This is a genomic window from Pectobacterium zantedeschiae, assembly GCF_004137795.1.
Lineage (GTDB): Bacteria > Pseudomonadota > Gammaproteobacteria > Enterobacterales > Enterobacteriaceae > Pectobacterium > Pectobacterium zantedeschiae.
Window position 1 is genome coordinate 17134 of the sequence record NZ_NWTM01000002.1, and the last position, 25774, is coordinate 42907.

The 25774-nt window shown below is 52.0% G+C and carries 20 protein-coding genes, 1 tRNA gene and 1 riboswitch; of the genes, 11 read left to right on the forward strand and 10 right to left on the reverse strand.

The annotated features are described in order from the left end of the window. The first annotated feature begins 116 nt into the window (after positions 1-116). Complete coding sequence (locus tag CLR69_RS14705) at positions 117-1763, forward strand: Na/Pi cotransporter family protein (RefSeq protein WP_129712373.1); 1647 nt, start codon at positions 117-119, stop codon at positions 1761-1763. A 340-nt stretch (positions 1764-2103) separates the two neighbouring features. Here CLR69_RS14705 and lysC read toward each other — a convergent pair whose 3' ends face one another. Beyond that, entirely contained in the window at positions 2104-3480 is a 1377-nt protein-coding gene (gene lysC, locus CLR69_RS14710) for a lysine-sensitive aspartokinase 3 (protein ID WP_129712371.1), read from the reverse strand. 114 nt (positions 3481-3594) lie between these two features. Beyond that, positions 3595-3787: riboswitch (Lysine riboswitch) on the reverse strand. Positions 3788-3955: 168 nt separating this feature from the next. On the opposite strand from lysC, the gene pgi reads away from it, so the two are divergent. Both pgi and CLR69_RS14720 read left to right on the forward strand, forming a co-directional pair. Next, positions 3956-5605 carry a glucose-6-phosphate isomerase gene (gene pgi, locus CLR69_RS14715; protein WP_129712369.1) on the forward strand — a complete coding sequence of 550 codons (1650 nt, stop codon included), beginning with the start codon at positions 3956-3958 and terminating at the stop codon, positions 5603-5605. 43 nt (positions 5606-5648) lie between these two features. Then, positions 5649-5993: a DUF4156 domain-containing protein gene (locus CLR69_RS14720; protein WP_129707149.1), complete on the forward strand. Its 345-nt coding sequence runs from the start codon at positions 5649-5651 to the stop codon at positions 5991-5993. A 192-nt stretch (positions 5994-6185) separates the two neighbouring features. Here the strand turns inward: CLR69_RS14720 and epmB are convergent, their stop codons facing one another. Further along, positions 6186-7241: an EF-P beta-lysylation protein EpmB gene (gene epmB, locus CLR69_RS14725; protein ID WP_129712367.1), complete on the reverse strand. Its 1056-nt coding sequence runs from the start codon at positions 7239-7241 to the stop codon at positions 6186-6188. Positions 7242-7282: 41 nt separating this feature from the next. Between epmB and efp the strand changes: the two genes are divergently transcribed. From efp to CLR69_RS14740, 3 genes are all read left to right on the forward strand, one after another. Then, positions 7283-7849 (forward strand): elongation factor P, encoded by a 567-nt coding sequence (gene efp, locus CLR69_RS14730; protein WP_129707145.1) that lies wholly within the window; start codon positions 7283-7285, stop codon positions 7847-7849. Positions 7850-8030: 181 nt separating this feature from the next. Beyond that, on the forward strand, positions 8031-8162 hold the full coding sequence (locus CLR69_RS14735) for an entericidin A/B family lipoprotein (protein WP_005972977.1): 132 nt from the start codon (positions 8031-8033) through the stop codon (positions 8160-8162). Between the two features lie 238 nt (positions 8163-8400). Continuing rightward, positions 8401-8754 carry a DMT family protein gene (locus CLR69_RS14740; RefSeq protein ID WP_011095468.1) on the forward strand — a complete coding sequence of 118 codons (354 nt, stop codon included), beginning with the start codon at positions 8401-8403 and terminating at the stop codon, positions 8752-8754. A 156-nt stretch (positions 8755-8910) separates the two neighbouring features. Here the strand turns inward: CLR69_RS14740 and CLR69_RS14745 are convergent, their stop codons facing one another. The 5 genes from CLR69_RS14745 to frdA all read right to left on the reverse strand — a co-directional run bounded on the left by CLR69_RS14745 (position 8911) and on the right by frdA (position 12883). Next, a complete protein-coding gene (locus CLR69_RS14745) occupies positions 8911-9480 on the reverse strand; it encodes a lipocalin family protein (protein ID WP_129712366.1) in 570 nt (189 codons plus the stop codon). Positions 9481-9576: 96 nt separating this feature from the next. Next, positions 9577-9933, reverse strand: coding sequence for a fumarate reductase subunit FrdD (frdD, locus tag CLR69_RS14750; protein ID WP_005972985.1), 357 nt, complete (start codon positions 9931-9933; stop codon positions 9577-9579). A gap of 14 nt (positions 9934-9947) precedes the next feature. Then, positions 9948-10343, reverse strand: coding sequence for a fumarate reductase subunit FrdC (gene frdC / locus CLR69_RS14755; RefSeq protein WP_101781790.1), 396 nt, complete (start codon positions 10341-10343; stop codon positions 9948-9950). Positions 10344-10356: 13 nt separating this feature from the next. Then, on the reverse strand, positions 10357-11094 hold the full coding sequence (locus tag CLR69_RS14760) for a succinate dehydrogenase/fumarate reductase iron-sulfur subunit (RefSeq protein WP_129707141.1): 738 nt from the start codon (positions 11092-11094) through the stop codon (positions 10357-10359). Further along, positions 11087-12883, reverse strand: coding sequence for a fumarate reductase (quinol) flavoprotein subunit (gene frdA / locus CLR69_RS14765; protein ID WP_129707139.1), 1797 nt, complete (start codon positions 12881-12883; stop codon positions 11087-11089). The genes CLR69_RS14760 and frdA overlap by 8 nt, the downstream gene beginning before the upstream one ends. A gap of 474 nt (positions 12884-13357) precedes the next feature. Here frdA and epmA point away from each other — a divergent pair, with 474 nt between their 5' ends. Beyond that, complete coding sequence (epmA, locus tag CLR69_RS14770; RefSeq protein ID WP_129712364.1) at positions 13358-14335, forward strand: elongation factor P--(R)-beta-lysine ligase; 978 nt, start codon at positions 13358-13360, stop codon at positions 14333-14335. Between the two features lie 84 nt (positions 14336-14419). Here epmA and mscM read toward each other — a convergent pair whose 3' ends face one another. The 3 genes from mscM to rsgA all read right to left on the reverse strand — a co-directional run bounded on the left by mscM (position 14420) and on the right by rsgA (position 19937). Then, complete coding sequence (gene mscM / locus CLR69_RS14775) at positions 14420-17743, reverse strand: miniconductance mechanosensitive channel MscM (RefSeq protein WP_129707135.1); 3324 nt, start codon at positions 17741-17743, stop codon at positions 14420-14422. A gap of 46 nt (positions 17744-17789) precedes the next feature. Continuing rightward, complete coding sequence (gene asd, locus CLR69_RS14780; RefSeq protein ID WP_129712362.1) at positions 17790-18743, reverse strand: archaetidylserine decarboxylase; 954 nt, start codon at positions 18741-18743, stop codon at positions 17790-17792. Positions 18744-18887: 144 nt separating this feature from the next. Next, positions 18888-19937: a small ribosomal subunit biogenesis GTPase RsgA gene (gene rsgA / locus CLR69_RS14785; RefSeq protein ID WP_129707132.1), complete on the reverse strand. Its 1050-nt coding sequence runs from the start codon at positions 19935-19937 to the stop codon at positions 18888-18890. 307 nt (positions 19938-20244) lie between these two features. On the opposite strand from rsgA, the gene orn reads away from it, so the two are divergent. The 4 genes from orn to CLR69_RS14805 all read left to right on the forward strand — a co-directional run bounded on the left by orn (position 20245) and on the right by CLR69_RS14805 (position 25500). After that, positions 20245-20787: an oligoribonuclease gene (orn, locus tag CLR69_RS14790; RefSeq protein ID WP_129707130.1), complete on the forward strand. Its 543-nt coding sequence runs from the start codon at positions 20245-20247 to the stop codon at positions 20785-20787. A 194-nt stretch (positions 20788-20981) separates the two neighbouring features. Continuing rightward, positions 20982-21057, forward strand: a tRNA-Gly gene (locus CLR69_RS14795). Positions 21058-21285: 228 nt separating this feature from the next. Further along, positions 21286-23094 carry a tyrosine-type recombinase/integrase gene (locus CLR69_RS14800; protein ID WP_129712361.1) on the forward strand — a complete coding sequence of 603 codons (1809 nt, stop codon included), beginning with the start codon at positions 21286-21288 and terminating at the stop codon, positions 23092-23094. 156 nt (positions 23095-23250) lie between these two features. Beyond that, positions 23251-25500, forward strand: coding sequence for a KAP family P-loop NTPase fold protein (locus CLR69_RS14805; protein WP_129712359.1), 2250 nt, complete (start codon positions 23251-23253; stop codon positions 25498-25500). Positions 25501-25774 lie beyond the last annotated feature (274 nt).

The following is a 25774-nucleotide window of genomic DNA, read 5'->3' on the forward strand; positions in this document are numbered from 1 at the left end:
CATCTGATAAGATGGCTGCTCATTACCTCATCAATACATTGTTTTTATCGACACACTGTATTCTGTCGATACAGTGTATTTCATCGACATATGGTTTAACTGGAGGCGCGGACTTTTTGTTAACACTGCTGAATCTCCTCTCTGCGATTGCGCTACTGGTCTGGGGCACCCACATTGTCCGTACCGGTATCATGCGGGTTTATGGCACTCAGTTACGGCGGGTCCTCAGCGATAGCGTTGAGAAAAAACCGTTGGCTTTTATGGCTGGCATTGGCGTAACCGCGCTGGTGCAGAGCAGCAATGCGACTGCTTTGCTGACCACTTCTTTTGTCTCACAGGGGCTGGTGGCATTAACGCCTGCGTTGGTGATTGTTCTTGGGGCGGATGTCGGTACGGCACTGATGGTGCGAATTCTGACGTTTGATCTATCCTGGCTTTCCCCGCTGCTGATTTTTCTTGGCGTGGTGTTTTTCCTCAGCCGCAAACAGACGCGAGTCGGCCAGATTGGCCGTGTGGCGATTGGGCTTGGGCTGATTCTGCTGGCGCTGGAAATGATTGTTTTGGCCGCTGCGCCGATCACACAGGCGTCGGGTGTGAAAGTGCTGTTTTCGTCATTGACGGGCGACGTCATGCTGGATGCTCTCGCTGGCGCGCTATTCGCAGTGATTACCTATTCTAGCCTGGCTGCGGTGCTGCTGACGGCAACCTTGACGGCAAGTGGTGTGATCTCGCTGGAAGTGGCGATGTGTCTGGTCATCGGTGCCAATCTGGGTAGTGGATTACTGACGATGATGAGCACCTCGACACAGAATGCGGCAGGCCGACGCGTGGCGCTCGGCAGTATGCTGTTCAAGCTGATAGGTTGTTTAGTCGTGTTACCACTGGTTGAGCCGCTTTCGCGCTGGCTGACGCGTATTCCGTTAAGCGCCGAAGAGTTGGTGATCTACTTCCACCTGTTCTACAACCTGATTCGTTGCCTGCTGCTGATTCCGTTTACCGGCGTGGTAGCGCGTCTGTCATGCGCAATGATTGCTGATTCACCGCAGGTCGACCTTCAGATGAAGCCTCGTCACCTGGATACCAGCTCACTGGATACGCCTGCGCTGGCGCTGACCAATGCCGCACGAGAAACGCTGCGAATTGGTGATGTGCTGGAGCAGATGCTGCGTTTGTACCGCGAAGTCTTGCAGGGCGACCATATGCAGCGGCGGGAGATTCGGCGGCTTGATGATGATGTCGATATCCTTTATACCGCGATTAAGCTCTATCTGGCGCAGATTCAGAAAGATGGGTTGGATGAACGGGATTCCCGGCGCTGGGCAGAAGTTATCGAAGTGGCGCTGAACCTGGAGCAGGCGGGGGATATTATCGAACGCATGGCTGATGACATTGCCAATCATTCATCCGGTGTTCGCATGGCGTTTTCCGCACAGGGACTGGAAGAGTTGAATCAGTTGCATGAACAACTGCTGGCGAATCTGCGTCTGGGGCTGTCGGTTTTCCTGTCGGAGGATGTCACCAGTGCGAAACGCCTACGCCGTGCCAAACATCGCTTCCGTATTATGAACCGCCGTTATGCACATGCGCATGTCGATCGTTTACATCAGCACAACGTACAGAGTCTGGAAACCAGTTCGCTTCATTTGAGCTTACTGGGGGACATGAACCGACTGAATTCCCTGTTCTGTGCGGTGGCGTACAACGTGCTGATTGTGCAGCAGGACGGGGATGAAGAGCGCGAAGAATCACCGTTAACATTGTGATCCCCTTGGGGGGGGCACTGGATACCGCAGTCTATTTTTATGCTGACTGTAAGCGGGGTTGGCTGTTATCCGGCGTAATAAAATAAATTATGCTGAGGAGATAGCTGGCTTAGGGTGAGCCGCAGGGACGCAAGCGGTCCGTTAAGCCTGATGCCGACAAAGGCATCGCGCAGCGACATAATTTAGCCGGAAGCCAGGGGGCACAGGGCGACGGCAACTGAGCCGCCCTGTGTCGGGCGCGTGCTACGAGGTAGCATGAAAATAACGACATTATCGCGCACGAAACTGTCTCCGCGTCTGCATAAAAATATAACGAAGAGACAGATTATGGGGCGAGAATTTACTCGAACAGGCTGTGGTGCAGCGTCTGTACTACTCGCTCAGCGTCGTCACCGGGTACCAGGAAGCACAAGTTGTTGCTGCTGGCGCCGTAGCAGATCAGGCGAATGCGGAAAGGTTCCAGCACGCCAAACACTTCTTTCCCGACGCCACAGGCCTGAGACAGTTTGTTGCCGATCAGCGCAACCAGTGACAGATTCTCTTCAACTTCTACTCGACACAGTGATGACAGCTCGGTCAGCAAAGCGCTGGACAACAGGCTGTCGCCCGTTGAGGTAGAACCGGTTGTATCGAGTGTCAGCGCTACGTTGACTTCTGACGTGGTGATCAGATCAACGGAGATGTTGTGACGCGCTAAAATGCTGAACACTTCTGCCAGAAAGCCGCGAGTGTGCAGCATGTTAAGACTGTGCAGCGTGAGCAACGTTTGCTTACGACGTAGCGCCAGTGCTCGGAACAGCGGCGGATTTTCGGTTTTATTGCATACCAGCGTCCCACCTGCGGCTGGATCTTTGCTGGAGCCGACGAATACAGGGATGTCGCTACGAACCGCAGGCAGCAGCGTGGCTGGGTGCAGGACTTTCGCGCCAAATGTCGCCATTTCGGCGGCTTCTTCAAACATGATTTGGTCGATGCGTTTTGCTGTCGGCACGACGCGTGGATCGGTGGTGTAGATGCCGGGAACATCGGTCCAGATATCAATCCGGCTGACGTTAAGCGCTTCGCCCAGCAGTGCCGCCGTATAATCGCTACCGCCACGGCCCAGAGTGGTTGTGCGGCCTTTTGCTTCGCTGCCGATGAAGCCCTGAGTAATCACCAGACCTTGTTCAAGGCGCGGCTGCAACTGGCTACGTGTCAGTTCACCCAGCACGCCGCAATCCGGCTGTGCGCGGCCAAAATGATCGTCGGTACGCATGATTTTGCGCACATCGAACCACTCCGCCACCACATCGCGCTGGCGAAGGATCTCAACAAACAACAGGGTAGACATCAGTTCGCCATGGCTGACCAGTTCATCGGTCAGCGCGTTGGACGTAGCGAGCGCCGCAGCTTCAGACAGCGTGGTCACGCTGTCCAGCATGCGGTCAATTTCATCGCGAATAACGCTTTGGCTGGTCAGCTTGTCGATAATGGCGTATTGGATCTGGCGGATTTTCGCCAGATGTTCGGCACGCGTTTCCGGTGTTTGACCTTCCGCGAGTGCGACCAATAAATTGGTGATGCCAGCCGATGCCGACAGCACAACAACGCGTACATTTGGATTAGATAACACCACATCCGCGCTGCGGTTCATGGCGTCAAAGTCCGCCACGCTGGTGCCGCCAAATTTGGCAATAATGGTAGCGTTCGCGTTTGCAGATACTTCAGTTGCAGACATGTCAAAAAACCTCGTGTCAGGGGTAGGCTGTTTTCAGTAAACAGCATTCCATTAATCAACCTTGGCACAGGGGGAGAGCAGAAGTAGGGGGCAGGCGTAGAAAATGACTACGATACACCCAGAAGCGCTCCACCTTGCTAAACGTCCGTCAGGACGAATCCGGTGACAACCCAGAGGATTCAGCCTCTGTAGTCGATAGGGTGAAAGCCGTACTTCACCGCATCTCGGCGTCGCTCCCCCTCGGATATCATCAGCGGATTACGGTTCCTCCGATATCTTACCTGGGCGACGCGCCTCTTCTGGCTTGCACACCGAGTGTGCAAGTACGGTGTTAGAAATAACGGGTTATGCGGTCTCTGTCAATAAACAAAAGGGCATGAACCGCTTTTAGCAAGAAAAGGGATCTCAATCGGGATTTTAAGGGATACAATCGATTCAGTCACTTTGAACTCATGCTTAGAGAGAAAGTCGCATTATGAAAAATATCAATCCAAGCCAAACTGCCGCCTGGCAGGCATTACAAACCCATTTTGACGCGATGAAAGAGGTGCAAATCAGCGAGCTGTTTGCACAGGATAGCGATCGTTTCGCGCATTTTTCCGCAACGTTTGACGATCAGATGCTGGTGGATTACTCCAAAAACCGCATCACGGCAGAAACCATGGAAAAACTGCACGCGCTGGCGCGGGAAACCGACCTGTCTACAGCGATTCACTCCATGTTTGCGGGCGAGAAAATCAACCGTACGGAAGACCGCGCCGTTCTGCACGTAGCCCTGCGTAACCGCAGCAATACGCCGATTCTGGTGGATGGCAAAGATGTGATGCCAGAAGTCAACGCCGTGCTGGCGAAGATGAAAGATTTCAGCGAGCGCGTGATTGGCGGTGAGTGGAAGGGTTATACCGGAAAAACGATCACCGACGTGGTCAACATCGGTATCGGCGGCTCCGATCTGGGCCCGTTCATGGTAACGGAAGCGCTGAAGCCTTATAAGAATCACCTCAATATGCATTTTGTCTCCAACGTTGACGGCACACATATTGCTGAAACGTTGAAGCCGCTGAACCCCGAAACCACGCTGTTCCTTGTTGCCTCTAAAACCTTCACCACGCAGGAAACCATGACCAACGCGCACAGCGCGCGCGACTGGTTCCTGAAAACGGCGCAGGACGAAAAACATGTAGCCAAGCACTTTGCTGCGTTGTCCACCAACGCGAAAGCCGTCGGCGAATTTGGTATCGATACCAACAACATGTTCGAATTCTGGGATTGGGTCGGCGGACGCTACTCCCTGTGGTCGGCGATTGGGCTGTCGATCATTCTCTCTCTGGGCTTTGATAATTTTGAAAAACTGCTCAGCGGCGCGCATGCAATGGACAAGCATTTTGCCTCCGCACCTGCGGAGAAAAACCTGCCTGTGTTGCTGGCACTGATCGGCATTTGGTACAACAATTTCTTCGGTGCAGAAACCGAAGCGATTCTGCCGTATGACCAATACATGCACCGCTTTGCTGCCTATTTCCAACAAGGGAATATGGAATCCAACGGGAAATCTGCCGATCGAAACGGCAATCCGGTGGATTACCAGACGGGGCCGATTATCTGGGGGGAACCAGGCACGAACGGCCAGCATGCGTTCTACCAGCTGATTCATCAGGGTACTAAGCTGATTCCATGTGATTTCATTGCACCGGCTGTTAGCCATAACCCATTGAGCGATCACCACAGCAAGCTGCTGTCGAACTTCTTTGCACAGACGGAAGCGCTGGCGTTCGGTAAGAGCCGTGAGGTTGTTGAAGCGGAATTTGCGGCGGCAGGCAAAAGTGCAAAAGACGTAGAGCACGTGGCGCCGTTTAAAGTTTTTGAAGGCAACCGCCCAACCAACTCGATCCTGCTGCGTGAAATCACGCCATACAGTTTGGGTGCGCTGATTGCATTGTATGAGCACAAGATCTTTACGCAGGGCGCGATCCTGAACATCTTCACGTTCGATCAGTGGGGCGTGGAGTTAGGTAAACAACTGGCGAACCGTATTCTGCCAGAGTTGGAAAATGACAGTACGATCGACAGCCATGACAGTTCCACCAACGGGCTGATCAACCGCTTCAAGGCGTGGCGTAACTAATCGGGCCTGTGCCCTTTGGTTTTTCAATCGCAAGGAGGAAGACATGCAGGTTCGTATTTTGTTGGGGCTATCAGCGGCAGTTCTACTGGCGGGGTGCAGTAGCAGCAGCCAACTCAGCGCGGCTGGGCAGGCTGTGAGGTTCACGGATACCAAGCCAGGGAGCGAATGTCAGCTGTTGGGGCAAGTTAGCGGTAGCCAGTCTAACTGGCTGGCGGGCAACCATAACGATGGTAGTTCTATGCGCGGTGCGGCAAACGATCTGCGTAATAAAGCGGCGGCGCTGGGAGGCAATACTGTCTATGGCGCAACCAGCCCGAGTGAAACCTTCTGGTCAAGCTTTGCACCGCTAGACAGCAAGATGAACGGCAGCGTTTACAAATGTCCTTAAGATAAAAAGAAACGGGGTGAGAGTGGGGAAACCCGCTCTCACCTTATTTTGACCCACTCAACGTAATATATCCGTAATACTTCAGGCTGCGTGTGCGTTGGTTGCGCTACTCTGCACACTTGCGTGAGCCTCGCCCTAACGGGCCAACGCTTTTATTGTTCAAAACGTTATCGTTTTGTCCTGCAACTCGAATTATTTGGGGTATAGCTCAGCGTCGTCCTGATGCTGCTTCATCCCTAAATCCAGTGGCGTTTTACTGGCTTCTCCACCGATTTCCCGCGCCAGACGCGGCACCAGATAGCCGGATACCTTCTTCATTAGCGCTTTGACTAAGACGCGCGCTTCGTTGTCATCTACCAGAAAATGGGCTGCGCCCTGTACCTTATCCAGTACGTGTAGGTAATAGGGCAGAATACCGGCATCAAATAATGCATTACTGAGCCGAGCCAGCGTCGCTGCGCTGTCATTCACCCCACGCAGCAGCACGCTCTGGTTGAGCAGCGTCACGCCTGCGCGACGCAAACGCGCCATACTTTGTGTTAAATCAGGATCAATTTCCTGCGGGTGGTTAATATGCGTCACCAGCAACACCTGAAGCGAACTGCGGGACAGACGATCGCACAGCGCGTCGGTAATACGGGCAGGGATCACCACCGGCAAGCGGCTGTGAATGCGCAGGCGTTTCAGATGTGGAATGTGTTCCAACTCGGTGATCAGCCAGTCCAGTTCGTGGTCTTTGGCCATCAGCGGGTCACCGCCGGAAAAAATGATCTCATCCAGTTCGGGGTGCTGGCGGATATAATCCAGCGCCTGACGCCAGTTTGCCTTGTTGCCCTGATTATCCTGATACGGGAAATGGCGGCGGAAGCAGTAGCGGCAGTTTACTGCGCAGCCGCCTTTAACCAGCAGCAGGGCGCGGTTGTGATATTTGTGCAGTAGCCCCGGCACGACACTGTGTTGTTCATCAAGTGGGTCATGAGTGAAGCCCGGAGTGGCAATAAACTCCTCGCGCGCGGTCAATACTTGTCGCAGTAGCGGATCGTCAGGATTGCCTTTTTGCATCCGTGCGGCGAATGCGCGCGGTACACGCAGAGCAAAAAGTCTACGTGCATCATTGCCTTGCCGGAGTTTTGCGTGATCGTTCAGTGCCAAAAGTTGCAGTAATTCATCGGGATCGGTAATTACGTCTGCAAGTTGCTGCAACCAATCTTCTCTGGAAGGTATATTTAGGGTTACAATGTGTGCCATTTTTTGGCTTCGTACCAGTATTAAAATTGTAGAGGGCCTTTATGGCGACTTATTCTAGCAACGATTTCCGTTCCGGTCTTAAAATCATGTTCGAAGGCGAGCCGTATGCCATCGAATCCAGTGAATTTGTGAAGCCGGGTAAAGGCCAGGCTTTTGCTCGTGTAAAAATGCGTCGCCTGTTGACGGGCTCTCGCGTTGAAAAAACCTTCAAGTCTACCGACTCCGCAGAAGGTGCAGACGTAGTAGATACCAACATGAACTACCTGTATAACGACGGTGAGTTCTACCACTTCATGCACCCTGAGACGTTTGAACAGCATCAGGTTGAAGGGAAGACTGTTGGTGATTCTGCAAAATGGCTACAGGATAATGCAGAATGTATCGTTACGCTGTGGGATGGTCGCCCGATCACCGTTCTGCCGCCGAATTTCATCGAAGCTGAAATCACCGATACCGATCCAGGCCTGAAAGGCGATACCGCAGGAACGGGTGGTAAGCCAGCAACGCTGAGCACCGGCGCAGTAGTTAAAGTGCCATTGTTCGTACAGATCGGCGAAGTTGTCAGAGTTGACACGCGTTCTGGTGAGTACGTTTCACGCGTTAAATAATTTATCTGAAAAAGCCGCCTTCTGTGAAGGCGGCTTTTTTGATCCATTTTCCTGATAGAAATCCCCGTTCTTGCTTTACTCCTCATCCGAAAAAACCTCCATAAGAATCAAAATTGGCTACGCTTAAAAAGCAGTCCTTTCGTACCGTTGAAATCCTATTCTCATAAAGAAGGAACCGAGTATGTTGAAGAAAGCGTTTGTTGCCATTTTCTCTCTGGTTATTCTCTCCGCAGTGGTTGGATGTAATACCACCCGAGGTGTTGGGCAAGATGTTGAAGCGGGTGGTAAGGCCATTCAGCGCAGCGCCCAATAGCCTATACCCGTCATACTTCACGCTGCATGTGTGTTGGCTTTCCTCGCTCACCCCAGTCACTTACTGATGTAAGCTCCTGGGGATTCTCTGCGTCGCCGCCTGCATGCAACTCGAATTATCTAGGGTATGATTTAGGTAATAAGTCGTAATAACTTTTCCGAGTGGAAGAAAATGCCGTGATGGTGTTTTCTTCCCCGCGGCGAGATAATGTGAAAGTCGATCACTCGGAGAAGTAATAATGTCGCCTCTTTTCATTACTGTCGGCATGCTGACGTTGAGCAATATATTTATGACGTTCGCCTGGTACGGGCATTTACGCTATTTCAGTGGCCGAACCTGGATAATTGCGGCGTTGATCAGTTGGGGGATCGCATTATTCGAATACCTCTTACAAGTGCCTGCAAATAGGATTGGTTATCAAGTCGCCTCTGCTGGCCAATTGAAAATATTGCAGGAAGTGATCAGCCTTTCCGTATTTATCCCTTTCTCCATATACATTTTAAAAGAGCCGTTCCGCACCGACTATATTTGGGCTGGGTTATGCCTGCTGGGCGCGGTTTTCTTTATGTTTCGCGATAAAATTATGGGATAACGCTATACCTGTCATACTTCAAGCTGCTTGTGCGTTAGCAATACTCGGCCCACTTTGAGCCTCGCCCTGAAGTGCCGTCGCAAGCGGCGTTTAAATCGGTTAAACCAATTTGTCTTTACTCACCCCAGTCACTTACCTGAGGTCAATACGATCAGGTTACTGATTGACCCAGATGAGCGCTTCTGTTGGGAAGCCGTGGCGTTTGGCTGTGGCAACCAGTTTGTCGCGTGTCGCAGCATCCAACGTTGTCGTACGTGAGAGAATCCACAGGTAGTCACGGTTTGGTCCGCAAATCAGGGCGTAGCGGTAGTCGTCATCCAGTTCAATAATGTTGTAACCGCCATAGAACGGTCCGAAGAACGACACTTTTAGTGCTCCGCGCTGAGGTGAGCCTGTAAAATACGCTTTCCCGATACTTTCTTTCCATTCCTGTTTTTCGACGTTAAAGCCCCGGTTGATCACCTTGATACCGCCGTCATCCCGCGGGCTGTAGGTTGCCGTTACACGCTCCAGATTTCGTTCAAAGCGATGGTCGAGGCGAGCGATTTCATACCATGTGCCGAGGTAACGATTGACGTCAAAATTTTCCACGACGGTGACATTATCCGGCGGCGTTACACTACAGGCGACGGAAAAGAGTGCCACCAGCGCGGCAGTACAGGCTTTCCCGCGACGTTTGATTGTTAATAGCAGGTTTTTGAAGAACAGAGCGTTAAAGGGCATCATATTGACGTCTCATCATTTTTATCACTGTTCCAGTGTAGACGATGGACGTAGGCAGGTGGGGAAATAAAGCGGCCTGCATTGCGCAGGCCGTTACATTTACAGCGTGACGACACCGATGACGGTAACGACGGTCAGGATTGCCGCCAGACCGTAGAATACCCATTTCCCAGCAGGAACGTGGATTTTCAGGTCATGCATTGCGTGGTGGATACGGTGCAGACCACACCAGAGCGGTAACACGATCATCAGCAGCAAAAATACGCGGCCGATAAAACTCTGGCTGAACGCGGCGATGCGCTCATAGGTTAACGCGTCCGGGAACAGTCCCAGAGGCAGCATCACACCGACCAGCAGGATGATGACCGGAGCGAAGAACGCGCTCCACATCCCACCAGCACCGAACAGGCCCCAGAAAGGAGGTTCGTCAGAACGTTTTGGCGTTGGGTTAATCACGTTATTTCTCCTGTTCAGAATAGTAAGGCGATCGCCAGAACGGCTACGGTTACCACGACGGTGACAGCCCAAAGCCCTTTAATGATTGGCTCCGGCCCCATTTTCTCGTCTTTAATGACGATGATGCTGGCCTTCGGCGCCAGCTCAAACCAGGTTTTGGTGTGCAGCGCAGCGGCCAGCAGAGCTACGATGTTGATCAGCAGCACGAGTGGGTTTTGCAGGAAACTGACGAAATTTGCCCAGCCTTCCGGCCCGTTTTTCAATGCGAAGACACCGCACATCAAAACGATGCTAAACCAGACGGCAGGGACGGCAGTCCCTTCACGCAACATATAAAAGCGGTAGAACCCCAGCTTTTTCCACCAGGTCGGTGACATGCCGCGAACATACGCTTTACGTTTAGTTGTCATCATTGTCCCTCCCTTATTGTGGTTTCAGCATGGCGATCATGAAGTCTTTCGCACTTTCGACTTTGCCTTGTTGGATGGCAGCGGCAGGGTCGACGTGTTTCGGACACACTTCTGAGCAGTAGCCCACAAACGTACAGGACCAGACGCCGTTATTGCCGTTCAACTGCGCCATACGCTCTTTCTTGCCGTGATCGCGATTGTCCAGGTTATAACGGTGCGCTAGCGTAATCGCAGCCGGGCCGATGAACTCAGGGTTCAGACCGAACTGCGGACACGCCGCATAGCACAGACCGCAGTTAATACAGCCGGAGAATTGGTGATACTTCGCCATTTGCGCTGGGGTCTGCTTGTTCGGACCGTCAGCAGGTTTGCGATCGTTGCCGATGATATAGGGCTTGATCGCTTCCAGACTTTCGATGAAGTGAGTCATGTCGACCACCAAATCGCGCTCGATAGGGAAGTTGCCCAGTGCTTCGACCTTCAGACCCTTTGTGTAATCACGCAAAAAGGTTTTACAGGCCAATTTGGGAACGTTATTCACCATCATGCCGCAGGAGCCACAGATCGCCATACGGCAGGACCAACGGTAGGAGAGGTCCGGTGCCAGGTTATCCTTGATATAACCCAGCGCATCCAGTAAGGAAGTCTGCGTGTTGTACGGGACATCGAACGTCTCAAAATACGGTTCACTGTCCTGTTCTGGGTTGTAGCGCATGACGTCCATTTTCAGGGTTTTGATCATCTCAGCCATTCGCCTGCTCCTTCTTGCCTGCTTCCTGAGCATCACCTTCTGCACCGTATACGCGTTTGGCTGGTGGAAGCTTGGTAATCTTCACATCGCTATACTCCAGACGAGGTGCGCCTTCTGGGTTATAGAACGCCAGCGTATGCTTCAGGAAGTTAACGTCATCACGCTCAGTGCAGCCTTCATCCAGACGCTGGTGCGCGCCGCGGGACTCTTTACGGTTGATCGCCGAGTGCGCCATACATTCCGCAACATCCAGGCTATGACCCAGCTCAACGGTGTACAGTAGATCGGTGTTGAACACGCTGGAGCGGTCGGTGATTTTCACGCGTTTAAAGCGTTCTTTCAGCTCCGCCATCTTATCGACAGTTTTCTGCATCAGGTCGGTGGTTCGGTAAATACCACAGCCTTCTTCCATCGACATGCCCATTTCATCACGGATTTTCGCCCAGCTTTCGGTGCCTTCCTGATTCATCAGGCCATGCAGACGCTGTTCGATGTCGCGCGTTTGTGCGTCCAGCGCGGTGCCGTTAGCGGGTGCTGCCGCCTGTGCGCGTTGTACGGCATGCTCACCTGCGACGCGTCCAAAGACCACCAGTTCGGCCAGTGAGTTGGAACCAAGACGGTTCGCACCGTGCAGGCCAACAGAGGAACATTCGCCGACGGCAAACAGACCTTTGATGCGGGTTTCGCAGTTCTGATCGGTTTCGATGCCGCCCATCGTATAGTGCGCGGTAGGACGGATTGGAATCGGCTCCTTCACGGGATCGACGCCAACATAGGCTTTTGCCAGTTCGCAGATGAATGGCAGACGTTCCTTGAGTTTTTTCTCGCCGAGGTGGCGCAAATCGAGATAAACCACATCGCCCAATGGGGTTGATACGGTGCGGCCTGCGCGCCATTCGTGCCAGAACGCTTGCGATACTTTATCGCGTGGCCCCAGCTCCATGTATTTGTTTTTCGGTTGGCCGAGCGGCGTTTCCGGGCCCATGCCGTAGTCTTGCAGATAACGGTAGCCGTCTTTGTTGACCATGATGCCGCCTTCGCCGCGACAGCCTTCGGTCATCAGGATGCCGGAGCCAGGCAAACCAGTTGGGTGATATTGAACAAATTCCATATCACGCAGCGGAACGCCGTGGCGGAACGCCATGCCCATACCGTCGCCCGTTACGATGCCGCCATTGGTGTTATAGCGGTATACGCGTCCTGCACCGCCTGTCGCCAGTACCACGGCGTTGGCACGGATCTGAATCAGTGAACCTTCCATCATATTGATGGCAACGATGCCGCGTGCCTGGCCGTCATCGACCAGAACGTCGAGGACAAAATGCTCATCAAAACGCTGGATTTGTGGATATTTAAGGGACGTTTGGAACAGCGTATGCAGCATGTGGAAGCCGGTTTTATCGGCGGCAAACCAGGTGCGTTCGATCTTCATCCCGCCAAAGCGGCGAACGTTGACAGAACCATCCGGTTTACGGCTCCAAGGGCAGCCCCACTGTTCCAGTTGAATCATCTCTTCCGGGCAGTGTTTGACGAAGTGCTCAACAACGTCTTGTTCACACAGCCAATCGCCACCGGATACGGTGTCGTTGAAGTGATAATCGAAGCTATCGTGTTCCTGAGTCACCGCTGCCGAGCCACCTTCTGCCGCCACAGTATGGCTACGCATTGGATAGACTTTTGAGATCAGCGCTATTTTCAGTTGGGGGTTAGCTTCCGCGGCAGCTATTGCTGCTCGTAGGCCAGCACCCCCGGCCCCGATAATGGCCAAATCAGCATTAAAGGTTTGCAATGCATTCCTCCAGTTACTTAAGTTAATTAAGTTAAAATAAAAAAATAATATCTATTCATTCTGTCTTTAATATCCGAGCTTAATATCAAACCCGCTGAAAATTGTGTGATAGACATATAAAGAATAGATAAACCTATAATTTTTGTGTGGGAATGATTATACCGAATTATAGGTAGGTGAAATTTGATGTGATCCTGCATTTTGTGGTTTTTTCAGCGAGTAGCGTATTTATTGATAAAAACGTGATCGAAAGACTTATTTACAGAGAAACGATGCTTTTATTTCTTTAATAACCCTTTTGAGAGGGATATAAGAAAATGATTCACTGGATATAATTTACGAACGCTCCCTTTTCGCCGCTCCTGAAAGGGTTGGATTAATGTGGCTGAAAAGCGCATCTGACGTTTTTTTCCGCTGGAAATTTGGGCTGATGCGGGTAGACTGCACCCCCTGTTTGACTTTGGAGTAAGAACCATGAGCGAGACGACAAGTTGGCAACCTAGTGCTTCTGTCGCTAATTTGTTGAAACGAGCGTCGATAGTTGCTGCTATCCGACGTTTCTTCACCGATCGTGGAGTGCTGGAAGTCGAAACGCCAGCGATGAGCCAGGCGACGGTAACGGATGTTTTCTTATGCCCGTTCCAAACCCGCTTTGTTGGCCCTGGTGCTGCGGATGGCATGACGCTGTATTTGATGACCAGCCCGGAATACCATATGAAGCGTCTGCTGGCTGCTGGCAGTGGACCGATCTTTCAACTGTGTCGCAGTTTCCGCAATGAAGAATCAGGCCGACACCACAATCCAGAATTCACCATGCTGGAATGGTATCGCCCGCATTATGATATGTACCGCCTGATGAATGAGGTCGATGACCTGTTGCAGCAGGTGCTGGATTGTGAAAGCGCTGAAATGCTCTCCTATCAGCAGGCATTTTTACGTCATCTGGAAATCGATCCTCTGTCTGTCGATAAAGCGCAACTGCGTGAAGCGGCGGAGAAACTCGGGCTTGGGGATATCGCCTGCCGTGAAGATGACCGCGATTTGCTGGTACAAATGCTGTTCACCTTCGGCGTTGAGCCGAACATCGGACGCGACAAGCCTGCATTTGTCTACCATTTCCCGGCTACGCAAGCCTCTCTGGCAGAGATAAGCTCGGAAGACCATCGCGTTGCCGAGCGTTTTGAAGTCTATTTCAAAGGGATGGAGCTAGCGAATGGCTTTCGCGAATTGACCGATGCCAATGAGCAGCGTCAGCGTTTTGAGCAGGATAACCGCAAGCGTGCAGCGCGTGGCCTGCCGCAGCAGCCGATTGATGAAAACCTGCTGGCGGCGCTGAAACATGGTCTGCCAGACTGTGCCGGTGTGGCGCTGGGCGTCGATCGTTTGATCATGCTGGCGCTGAATGCCGAGAAGTTGAGTGACGTGATTGCGTTCTCCGTAGAGCGCGCGTAGCAATTTTTATCTAATCAATCTTTAGTAATAACAAGCCTGATACAGGGCGGTGCCACTTCTGGCCGCCGCCCGTTTTCCCCTCTTCTATAAGCTGCCCGGCGTCCTCTGCCGTGGCGTCAGCGTTTTTCCACTGCGCGACAGATTGTCCATTTTCACCTGGAACGGTGGGAAAGGAAGCTCCAGATTATGCTTGCGGTAGTTTTCCAGAATCAACTGATGCAGTTCATGACGCAACGGCATGCGGTGCCCCATTTCGGCGGCGAAAACGCGCAGTTCGAAAATCTGAATCCCCTGTTGGAGATCAACCAGAAAAGCTTCGGGCTCTGGCGTATCCAGAATCAGCGAACAACGCTTCACCGCATCCATGAGCAACTCTGTGACTTCCTGGCTGTTTGCATTCGCTGGTGCAGGCACCGTCATGACGACACGGGTGACCGAATCCGACAGCGACCAGTTGATAAACTGCTCGGTGATAAATGCCTTGTTCGGAACGATGATCTCTTTGCGATCCCAATCTGAAATGGTGGTGGCACGAGTATTAATGCGCATAACGCTACCCGTGAGATCGCGGATCGTCACCGTATCGCCGATGCGGATCGGTTTCTCGAACAGGATGATCAGGCCGGAGATAAAGTTGGCGAAGATCTCTTGCAAACCAAACCCAAGCCCTACACCCAGCGCAGCAACCAGCCATTGCAGTTTCGACCATTCGATCCCGATGAGTGAGAATCCCATCAGGCAGCCGATCAACATCAGAATATATTTGCTGATCGTGGTAATGGCATAGCCGCTCCCCGGCGACAGATCCAGATGTTGCAGGATTGCCAGCTCCAGCAACGCGGGAAGATTACGTACCAGCTGTGCGGTAATAATGAAGATCAGAATCGCGATCAGTACGGATCCCAGCGTAATCGCCTGCACGCTCTCCACGCCTTTAACCGTGCTGGACACATCCCATAGGCTGATATTCTCCAGAAACGCGAAGGCCGAATGAATTTCTGACCACAGCGCGATCACGGAAACCAGCGCGATCAGCGTCAGAATGGAGCGCACCAGCTGCAACGATTTGGCGCTGATGGCATCCAGATCGACGACGGGCTCTTCCACGGCTTCCGAACTGCTTTCATGGGATGACGTAGACTGCGTATCTTCTTCGCCCTTGGCACGCTGCGCCAGAATTTCTGAACGTCGTTGCTTGGCACGGTCGAAGGCGATGCGACGTCGCTGAATTAGCATCCAACGGCGAATAATGTGGTAAACCACTAGCAGGAAGAACCAGATGGAGACGGAGGTTTCCAGTCGCGCTAACAGCGCCTGTGCGGTCGCCAGATAGCCGATACAGGAGGCCAGCGCGGCAACAAGTGGCACACCGATCAGGATGTTCCACATCGCGCGGTTAACGGAGTTTTCGCCTGAGCCTTCTTTATCCAGATACAGCGGAATACCGGCGCGTTTTAAGCCCGCTGTGACCAGACTCAACGCCATACAGAGCAAGATGAAGCAGAGCCGCCCCAGCGTGCTGGAAAACTCGCGATCGTTGAGTTTATCGAAGGTAATCAGCGCCATAATCAGCGGCACGATAAAGGCGATGGAGAGGCGATAATAGCGCATCGCTCTGGCTACGCGTTCAGGCGACCAGCGGAAATGGACAATAAACAGCCCCTGCGGGTGCGCGAACGAAGCACTAATCATCACCAGCCACATTAACGGCACCGTGGCGGTCACGCTGTCGCCGATGGCGACAGCGATTGGATAAGGCCAGGCGTTTTGCAACCCGTAGCCTAGCGCAGCCCAGAGTACCGGCAGCGGCAGGGCGGTAAGGATGGACCAGAATACCGTACGCAGCGTCAGCATGAAGTGATCGAGCGTGACCTTGCCGACACGGCTGCTGGCGCGTTCCATAAACGCATGATAGTGACGGCGGGAGCTGATACTGAAGCCAACCAGCAGCAATGCACCCAGCAGCGGCAGCACGGTTTCCTGACTGGTTACCATCATCACTAACGCGCTACCTAACTGCGTTAACGTATCCAGTGACAGCAGGCGGGTCAGATCCTGCACCAGTTTGAGCGGATAGGCGAACGTCACGGGCTCAACATCCGCAACCCAGAACAGATCGCGGTGTGCCGCTTCACGTGTTTCGGTTAATGCATCCGCCAGTTGGTTATTGGCGACTTTGAGTTTGGTGAGTTCGAGTATCTGTGAGTCGCAGCCGGAGATCAGCGAAGTCAGCAGATCGCGCTGGGTACGCATCTGATCGGTCAGAATACGCTGCTGTGCACTGGTCAGCGGATCGCCGTTATCCTGTTTGGCGTTATCAAGATCTTGCGGTTTATTGATCAAGTCTTCGAAGTGCAGGCGCTGTACGCGCAACTGCGCCATATCGCTATCCAGCAACTGTGGTTTGGGCATTTCCGGCAGGCGGGCGATCTGTGCCCGTAACGTTTCTCCCAATATCGGTGAAACACCGAGCCACTGTGCCTGTTCGCGGATGGTACTCAGCGCCTGACGAACCTGAATCGTGTGTGTCGCTGCCTGACGTTGCTGAGAGGCGATTAAATCCATCCGCTGCGCCTGTTGATTCAGCGCGACGGAGAGCTCGCGGTTAATCTGTAACTGCTTGCTGATGACGGCGGGTAAATCGCCACTTTGTTCAGCGAGAAGCTCTGTGCGTTCTAACGCCTGTTCGGCTTCACGCTGGCGTAGGTTGTTGAGTCGGCTGCGTAAATCCTGTTGCAGCAGATCCAGCCTGTCGTGACGCTTTTTATACAGCTCGACGCGTAAACGGGACAGCTCCTGACGGTTACTGGCTGAAAGTTGCGCCAGCTCCAGTTCATCCACCCGGCTTTTACGTAGCGCGGACTCGGCCTGAAGCGCGACGAGCTGGGCTTGCCCCAGAGGCGTTGCGGGCGTGCCGAGAGATTGAATACGGCGTTCCGCATCGCTTTGCATGCGGCTAGCTTCAGTTTGCTGCTGCGGAAGTTGGCTCAATGAATCGCCGACCTCCCGTAGGCGATCCTGTTCCTGCTGGAGCTGGCGTGCCTGTTCCAACAGTTGGCTGCTCGTTTGCAGCAGTTGCTGTTCGAGATCGTTGCTGGAGAGACTCTCTGAAATCGACGACGGTTTGCCGTCTTCGGCATTAAGCTGGCGACGCAGCTCTTGAACTAGCTTGGGGAAATCATCAATGACGCGCTGATACTGTGTGGCGCGCTCCTGCGCCTCTTTGCGGTCTTGCAAGGTATTCAGTGCAGCCTGATATTCCTCGATGATTTTTGCCTGATCGGCTGCGCCTTTGTTGGCTTCCGCCTGCTGTAGCTGCTGGCGTAACTGTGCCTCATTGGGCGCAGTGGCAGCCAACGCGGCGGTTGATAATAAACATCCCAGAAGAAAAGTCAGAATCAAACGCACGTTAGCTACCTTTTCAATCTTACAAACGACAAAAGTCTGGCGTTATTTACGGCGCGTCGGGCTTATGGCCTGTCTGCGCGGTGACATTTTCTTCCAGTTCGGTTCCTTCCGGGAAGACAACGGGCGTTTGCTCATCCTGACGGACTTCGGCAAACGGCTCACCCATACGCGTCACGCTCATGGTATTCAGGTGTGCGGCAAACTGGAGATTGCCTGCGGTAAACAGGTTAATCACGGTTGAGCCCAGCTTGAAGCGACCCATTTCCTCGCCTTTCGCCAGCACGACTGCGCCTTCTTCACCCGCCTGCGGGTAAGTCCAACGTTTGATGATTCCTTCACGCGGCGGCGTCACGACGCCAGCCCACACAGTTTCGATGCTGCCGACGATGGTCGCGCCCACCAGAATCTGCGCCAATGGGCCGAATTCAGTATCAAACAGACAAATGACGCGTTCGTTACGCGCAAACAGATTTGGCACGTTATCAGCCGTCAGCAGATTGACGGAGAACAGGTCGCCCGGCACATAAATCATTTCACGCAGTACGCCGTCGCACGGCATGTGGAGGCGGTGATAATCACGCGGCGAAAGGTAAATGGTGGCAAACAGGCCGTCACGGAATAGATCGGCCATCACATAGTTGCCAGCCAGCAGCGCTTCCAGCGTGTAGTTGTGATTCTTCGCCTGAATCAGCTTACCGTCGGTAATCGGGCCAAACTGTGACAGCATGCCGTCTGCGGGTTGCACCAGACGATGCGCATGAGGATCGACAGGGCGAATGCCAGGGCGCAGCGAGCGAACGAAAAATTCGTTAAACGTGCGATAGGATGCGGTATCTGGTTGCAACGCCTCCTGCATGTTGACGTTGTATTGGCGGACAAACAGATCGATCACCAGCTTGGTGAGTTTTCCCGCACGCTTATTTGCTCCCCAGCCCGCTAAGCGGGTCAGCCAGATCTTGGGAAGCCAATACTGTAATTTGATTTTGATATTATCCAGCACAGTGAGCCTCTTGGATTAATAGTGCGCCATAAAACAAGCTTCTAAGGGAACACGCTGGGCGTTGCCAGCGGTAACCTGGAAAGAAGGTAAGCGGATTCACTTACCCTCAAAGGGGGCGCATTGTAACGATGGTCATGATAAATGTCAGTTATCTGTATCCGAAAAGCCTTTACGCGTTTTTACTTGCGCCATGCTTTCCAGAATGCGGTGATAGTTATCAAAGCGTTCTGTGGCGATCTCTCCGCGCTCACGTGCAGCATTAATGGCGCAGCCTGGATCGTTTTCATGTTTGCAGTCGCGGAACTTACATGAGCCGATGTATTCCCGTAACTCAATAAAACCACGGGTAACCTGTTCAGGTTCCAGATGCCATAGGCCAAATTCCCGCACGCCCGGTGAGTCGATGACGTCGCCGCCGTGCGGGAAGTGATAAAGCCGGGAGGCGGTGGTGGTGTGCTGTCCCAATCCTGAGTTATCAGAAACCTCATTCACCAGAATACGTTCTTCGCCCAGCGCAAGTAGCGCGTTAAGCAGGCTGGATTTCCCCACGCCCGATTGTCCGGCGAAAATACTGATACGATCGGTCAGCGCCTGCTCCAGTTCGGGAATACCCTGTTGAGTATGGCTGGAAACCATCAACACGCGATACTTGAGTGCGCGGTAAATATCCATTAATTCATCAACAAACTGGCGGGATTTGTCATCCAACAGGTCAATTTTGTTCAGCACGATAAGCGGTTCGATCTCCAGCGTTTCGCAGGCGACCAGATAGCGATCGATAATGTTCAGCGACAGTTCAGGCAAGATCGCTGAGACGATCACGATCTGATCGATATTGGCGGCGATCGGTTTAATGCCATCGTAATAGTCAGGGCGAGTCAGGACTGAATGGCGAGGGTGAACGGCTTCCACGATCCCGCTGATGCCAGCGAGCGATTCATGGCCAGGTCGCCAGACGACGCGGTCGCCTGTTACCAGCGATGAAAGGGTCCGACGAATGTTGCAGCGGTGCACCACACCATCGGTGGCTTCTACATCGGCATGCATGCCGAATCGGCTGATGATAATGCCTTCCTGTGCATCGCCCAGTTGGCTATCTTCCCATTCGACTTTGCTTTCTGTTTTTTTCAGGCGACGCTGGTGGTTTGCGCTAACCCGACGCTGCTGACCTTTCGACAGTTTCTTTTTGCTCACTGAGCCTCACTTAAGACGATTTATCGTTCGCGGCAGTGCGTGATCGCCTGCCGCGTTTTAACAGACTATACCCGTCATACTTCAAGCTGCATGTGCGTTGGCTTCCTCGCTCACCCCAGTCACTTACTGGTGTAAGCTCCTGAGGATTCACTGTGTCGCCGCCTTCCTGCAACTCGAATTATTTAGGGTGTATAATACACCCTTATTGATTTTAATTAACTGATACCACCTTGTCGGTATCAGCATTGAGATTGATACTGGTATCCTTGTATCGATGACAGGGCACAATGCAACAGGAATTCCCACGATGGTAGATGAAAATAACCTGATCTGGATCGATCTTGAAATGACCGGCCTGAACCCGGATCGCGACCGTATCATTGAGATCGCAACATTAGTTACGGATGCAAATCTGAACGTGTTGGCCGAAGGACCGGTATTGGCAGTGCATCAGTCGGATAGCCAACTGGCGCTGATGGATGACTGGAATGTGCGCACGCACGGTGCCAGCGGCCTGACGGATCGCGTTAAAGCCAGCACCGCGGATGAACGTGCCGCCGAGCTGGAAACTCTGGCGTTTCTACAAAAATGGGTACCGGCGGGTAAATCACCAATCTGCGGCAACAGTATCGGTCAGGATCGCCGCTTCCTGTTTCGCTATATGCCAGAGCTGGAAGCCTACTTCCATTACCGCTATCTGGATGTCAGCACGCTCAAAGAGCTGGCGCGACGCTGGAAGCCGGAAATCATGGCTGGTTTTAAGAAGCAAGGTACGCATCAGGCGATGGACGATATTCGTGAATCACTGGCGGAACTGGCCTATTACCGTGAGAATTTTTTGCGACTATAGGTTAAGCAAGACGAGTAGGGCGTGATGTGTCGTGATTCTGCTGCTATTTACGCCATGATGTCGGTTTTATCAGCAGTCAGACGATTTTTCATTTTCGGGGGCTTGCGGTTAAACAGATTTCTCGTATAATGCGCACCCCATACCGATGAAGAATTTCAATTAAAGAACTTCAACATCGCGTATAGGTTTCCCGAGCGGGAATAGCTCAGTTGGTAGAGCACGACCTTGCCAAGGTCGGGGTCGCGAGTTCGAGTCTCGTTTCCCGCTCCAATTTATGATCTGTAGACTGCTATTGAAGTCTGCAAGTCGTTGAAAATAGGACCTTCGGGTCCTTTTTTCGTTCCAGCGAAGTCTACTGGAATCCGTCTACATCCACGCTTTTTTAGTCCATTTTTTAGTCCATAAAAAACGGGTGCGTGGGGTTCCGTATTCTTACTGGGTCGGAGCGAGCCATGAGTCGAGGATCTAGCCTAACTCTTCAAGTTAGGAGCTGGAACTATGGCACTATCAGACATGGCGGTTCGCCAAGCCAGGGCAACAGGCAAGGCCTATACGCTTGGCGACATCGATGGTCTCTCATTGGCTGTGACCGACATGGGCGGTCGGTCTTGGCACTTCCGCTATTCCTGGGCTGGCAAGCAGAAGCGTATGTCCTTGGGGACTTACCCTGAGGTCGGTTTGCGTGAGGCGCGAACGCTGCGCGATCAGGCTCGTACCCTGCTTGCCAAGGGCATCAATCCCAAGCTCGACCGTAAGCATAAACGGCAGTTCGTACGACTGGCCGACGAGCACACATTCAAGGCTGTGTTTCTTCAATGGGTTGAGCATCGTAAGCTAGAGCTCAAAGAGGGGCGCAACAGCACCTTGTCGCAAATTCTGCGCATCTTTGAGCGTGATGTGCTGCCAAGCCTGAGTAAGCTATCTATTTACGACGTTCGTCGTGCCGACTTGCTGAACGTGCTCTCCAAGATTGAGCAGCGTGAGGCGTTCACCACCGCAGAGAAAGTACGCTCCTGGCTCAATCAACTGTTCCGCTTTGCGCAGGTGAAAGTCGAAAGACTAGAGAGCAATCCGGCATCTGACTTGGATGTGGTAGCTGTTCCTGCTCCACCTGTTGTTCACAATCCTTTCTTGCGTTTACCTGAGCTGCCCGAACTTCTGCAGAAAGTGCGACGTTATCGTGGGTCGATCACGACGCAACTTGGAATCCGCTTGTTGTTGCTGACGGGAGTGCGTACAGGCGAGCTACGGTTGGCGACTCCGGAGCAGTTCGATTTGGAACAAGGGCTGTGGATTATTCCTCCGGAAGTGGTCAAGCAACTGCAAACGGATATGCGCAAGAAAGGCAAGCGACCCCAGGATATTCCCTCCTATATCGTACCGTTGTCTATTCAGGCGATTGAGATTGTTCGCTACCTGCTCGAAGAAGTGAGGCCGGCACAACGGTATCTTTTCTCGCACCGCAGCGATTTGAAAAAACGTATCAGCGAGAACACGTTGAACGGTGCCCTCAAGCGTATGGGTTATCAGGATTTGCTCACTGGTCACGGCATCCGTGGCACGATCTCCACGGCACTCAACGAAGTGGGCTACCCCAAAGTTTGGGTGGACGCCCAGCTTTCGCATTGCGATCCCAACCAGGTGAGTGCAGCTTACAACCATGCACTCTACGTCGAGCCTCGGCGTAAGATGATGCAGGACTGGGCGGACCGGTTGGACTTGCTGGAGCAGGGAGAAGTAGAAGCGGCCAGTCAGCATCTGACCATTCGCATTGATGGTGTGCCCGTTCTGGATGAAAGCAATGGAGCAGAGGTAATGCTGAAAGATGTGTCACCTGTTATCGGTGGCATTACGCCTCACCGCTTGTCTGCTGTGCCGGCACGCCCTGTGCCTGAACCTGTAGTTGAAATCCCTGTTTCTGACCTGCAGCGTGAGCGGACGGAAATGCTTGCAGCTTATGAAGCACCGCACAACTTGCCAGTCGTTCAGTTTGCCAAACTGGCTGGCAAATCCAAGGAGCAGATTAATCGAGAAATCAAGGCGGGCAAGTTGTTGACAATCAGCCTTGGGAACCGTGGGCAGAGAGTGCCTGAGTGGCAGTTGGTGCCGATGAAGCTCAAACTGACGCAGGTGATGATGAAGCATCTTTCGCATGCTGAAGGATGGGATGTATATCGTTTGTTGAGCAATCCTCATCCTGAGCTGGAAGGTTGTGCAGCAGTTGATATTATTAAGCCCACTAATATGAGTAGTGTTGTGCAGGTTTTGCTGTCATTACAAGCATTCGAGGCTGAGAAAAAAGTGTGACGAGACTTATGTCTGATAAATTTGGTGTTTCTCAGAAAAACTACGCCTGATGATCTCAAATAATGAGGGCGCGTCGAGCTTTTGGATGGGCTGGCGTTTGGCCAGTTTTCTTTATTAAGCTTGTCGATATATTCTGCATCCTAGGAGAAAAGAAGAATGATGAAGTGGATTCGCAAGTTTTTCAGGCACCGAAATTCGGCGGATACGTCACCTGTCAGTGAGGCCATTACCGATACAGATGAAAATATTGAAGATGATGGTCACTACCTTTCTGATGAACCCATAATTTCTAAAGAGCAAGACCGTTTCGGTCGTGCTCTTTTTGCCAACAGGATCGCTGAGACAATTGCCAAAAGCCGAGACCCTTCCAGTCTCGTGATCGGCCTTTTTGGCCCTTGGGGAGATGGTAAAACTTCCGTATTGAAAATGATGGAGGAATCGCTTGCTATACATGAGAGGGTAGTGACTATACGGTTCAATCCTTGGCATTTTCCGACCGAGGATGCACTTTTGCGAGGATTCTTCGCTACATTGGCAGATGCGCTGGGCCAAGAGCCAGCTTTCAAAGAAAAAGCGGCGAAACTTCTGGAGTCATACGGAGGGATTCTATCGCTCGTTTCGGTCGCTCTGCCAGGCGTGGAAATTAATCCTGGTGAGGCGGCAAAGAGTATTGGTGAGTCACTATCTAAAGTATCTCTCGATCAACTAAAGGATCAAATTGATACCTTGCTAGGCCAGAGTGGAAAACGACTAGTCATTCTTATTGATGATATTGATCGGCTGGATAAAGATGAAACCAATGCCATTTTTAAGCTGGTAAAACTCTCGGCAAGTTTTAAGCATACCAGCTACGTGCTAGCTTTTGATGATGAAGTGGTTGCTGCAGCGTTAGGTGAGCGATATGGCGCTGGAGGGAAAGAAGCAGGACGAGCGTTTCTTGAGAAAATTATTCAGGTGCCCTTGCACCTTCCTCCCGTTGATCGGGTAAGCCTGCGTCAGATCGCTTTTGAAGGCGTGCAATATGCTCTGAATCAAGCAGAGATAAGTCTAAGTCAGCGCCAGGTTGATATGTTTTCTCGCCATTTTGTGGATACTCTCGAACCCAAATTAAAGACTCCAAGGATTGCAAAGCTTTATACGAATGCACTGATGTTTGCGCTGCCTCTTGTAAAGAATGAAGTGAATATTTCAGAGTTCATGCTGATTGAAGGAATGCGGGTGCTTTATCCAAAGCTATATGCTGCTATTCGCGACAATTCTGAGATATTCCTGAAAGGTGAATCTCGTGAATCTAGGAGGGGCCTTGAGCGACCATCTTCCACTATTGATAAGCTGCTAGAAGATGCTATGCCGATGTCGGACTCGGAGGAACGCAGGCGAATGCGAGAGCTGCTCCTTAAAGCATTGTTTCCTCGAACCGGAACCTCTATGTACGGTAATGAGTGGGAGGATGAGTGGGCTGGCGAGCAGCGTATCTGTTCTGCCCGATATTTTATGCGCTACTTTGTTTATGGGGTACCCGAGGGAGATATATCGGATAGCCAGCTTGGTGTTTTGACAGAGGCCCTTGTCTCAGCCGACCCTGATGAGCAGCGCCGCCTTTTAAGTGTATATTCCATGCGGACTATGCCCCAGTTAGTTCAGGCATTGCGAGAGCGTGCGGACTCTATCGATGAAAATTCTGCTTTGCCAGTTGCAGTTGCTATTGCAAGAAATGGCGATCTTCTTCCTCGTGAGCGAGGCCTTAGTGTGATTGGCGGAACAATGGTGCAAGCTGGAATATTGATATCCCAGCTAATGAGGCGCATTCCTGTTTCAGGAAGGCAGGCTGCAGTTGAATTGGTGATTTCGGCTGCGTTCCCACTAAAAATGGGAAGTGAGTGCATTCGATGGCTTGCGCACTCGAAAGATAGAAGTGAGGAGCGCCGCGTGCTCCCAGATGAGGCAAATGACGTTATTTACAAATTATTTGCTGATCGTATATATGAAGCAGACATTGATGTGCCAATCTTTGAGCAGGCTGGGAAGGACGCGCCTCACATTTATTGGCACTGGCAAAAAGGGCGAAATAAGGCGGAAATAGAAAGCCGGTTATGTGCGGTATTCGATGCTGAGCCTGCTCGGGTTGATGAATTCTTGGAGAACTATATCGGTGAGGCATGGATAGTAGATAGTGGTTTGCCGGTTCGCGCAGACATGATGCGTGAGAATTATGATGCTATCGCACTATTGATTTCACCGGACTATATCGCAGCAAACTTGCATTCGCGATATGGAACAGAGCTTGATGATCCTCAGTATCATTATGTCGGTGAATCAGCACTGCTGACTGCTCATCAGTTTATGTTTATGCACCAGCAGGCTTTAACCGAGCAGGCTTCTCAACCTGAAAATGACTTAGCCTAGGAATGAAGGGAGCTAGAGGGAGATGATCGTAATCTCCCCTCCCTTGAGGTAGGCTTGACATTTCTTAATCAGTTAGTTTCTTTGAAAATTTGTAGTGCCTGAAATCGGTAAAAGATAAAGATCTATTTCAGAATGCCCTATGCGAATATTTTTGAGTTAGTGGTTTTTATTATTTTTTGTGGAATTTTTTTATTTCATAAAATTGGTTTGTTTTAATCTTGTCATAATTGTCTTTTGTGTAAAAACCAAGTTTGCCTGTTAGGTTAGCCAATAA

Coding starts and splice junctions, on each gene's coding strand:
- lysC (WP_129712371.1), bottom strand. CDS start 3,480: ATGTCTGCAACTGAAGTATCTGCAAACGCGAACGCTACCATTATTGCC.
- pgi (WP_129712369.1), top strand. CDS start 3,956: ATGAAAAATATCAATCCAAGCCAAACTGCCGCCTGGCAGGCATTACAA.
- CLR69_RS14720 (WP_129707149.1), top strand. CDS start 5,649: ATGCAGGTTCGTATTTTGTTGGGGCTATCAGCGGCAGTTCTACTGGCG.
- epmB (WP_129712367.1), bottom strand. CDS start 7,241: ATGGCACACATTGTAACCCTAAATATACCTTCCAGAGAAGATTGGTTG.
- efp (WP_129707145.1), top strand. CDS start 7,283: ATGGCGACTTATTCTAGCAACGATTTCCGTTCCGGTCTTAAAATCATG.
- CLR69_RS14735 (WP_005972977.1), top strand. CDS start 8,031: ATGTTGAAGAAAGCGTTTGTTGCCATTTTCTCTCTGGTTATTCTCTCC.
- CLR69_RS14740 (WP_011095468.1), top strand. CDS start 8,401: ATGTCGCCTCTTTTCATTACTGTCGGCATGCTGACGTTGAGCAATATA.
- CLR69_RS14745 (WP_129712366.1), bottom strand. CDS start 9,480: ATGATGCCCTTTAACGCTCTGTTCTTCAAAAACCTGCTATTAACAATC.
- frdC (WP_101781790.1), bottom strand. CDS start 10,343: ATGACAACTAAACGTAAAGCGTATGTTCGCGGCATGTCACCGACCTGG.
- CLR69_RS14760 (WP_129707141.1), bottom strand. CDS start 11,094: ATGGCTGAGATGATCAAAACCCTGAAAATGGACGTCATGCGCTACAAC.
- epmA (WP_129712364.1), top strand. CDS start 13,358: ATGAGCGAGACGACAAGTTGGCAACCTAGTGCTTCTGTCGCTAATTTG.
- orn (WP_129707130.1), top strand. CDS start 20,245: ATGGTAGATGAAAATAACCTGATCTGGATCGATCTTGAAATGACCGGC.
- CLR69_RS14800 (WP_129712361.1), top strand. CDS start 21,286: ATGGCACTATCAGACATGGCGGTTCGCCAAGCCAGGGCAACAGGCAAG.
- CLR69_RS14805 (WP_129712359.1), top strand. CDS start 23,251: ATGATGAAGTGGATTCGCAAGTTTTTCAGGCACCGAAATTCGGCGGAT.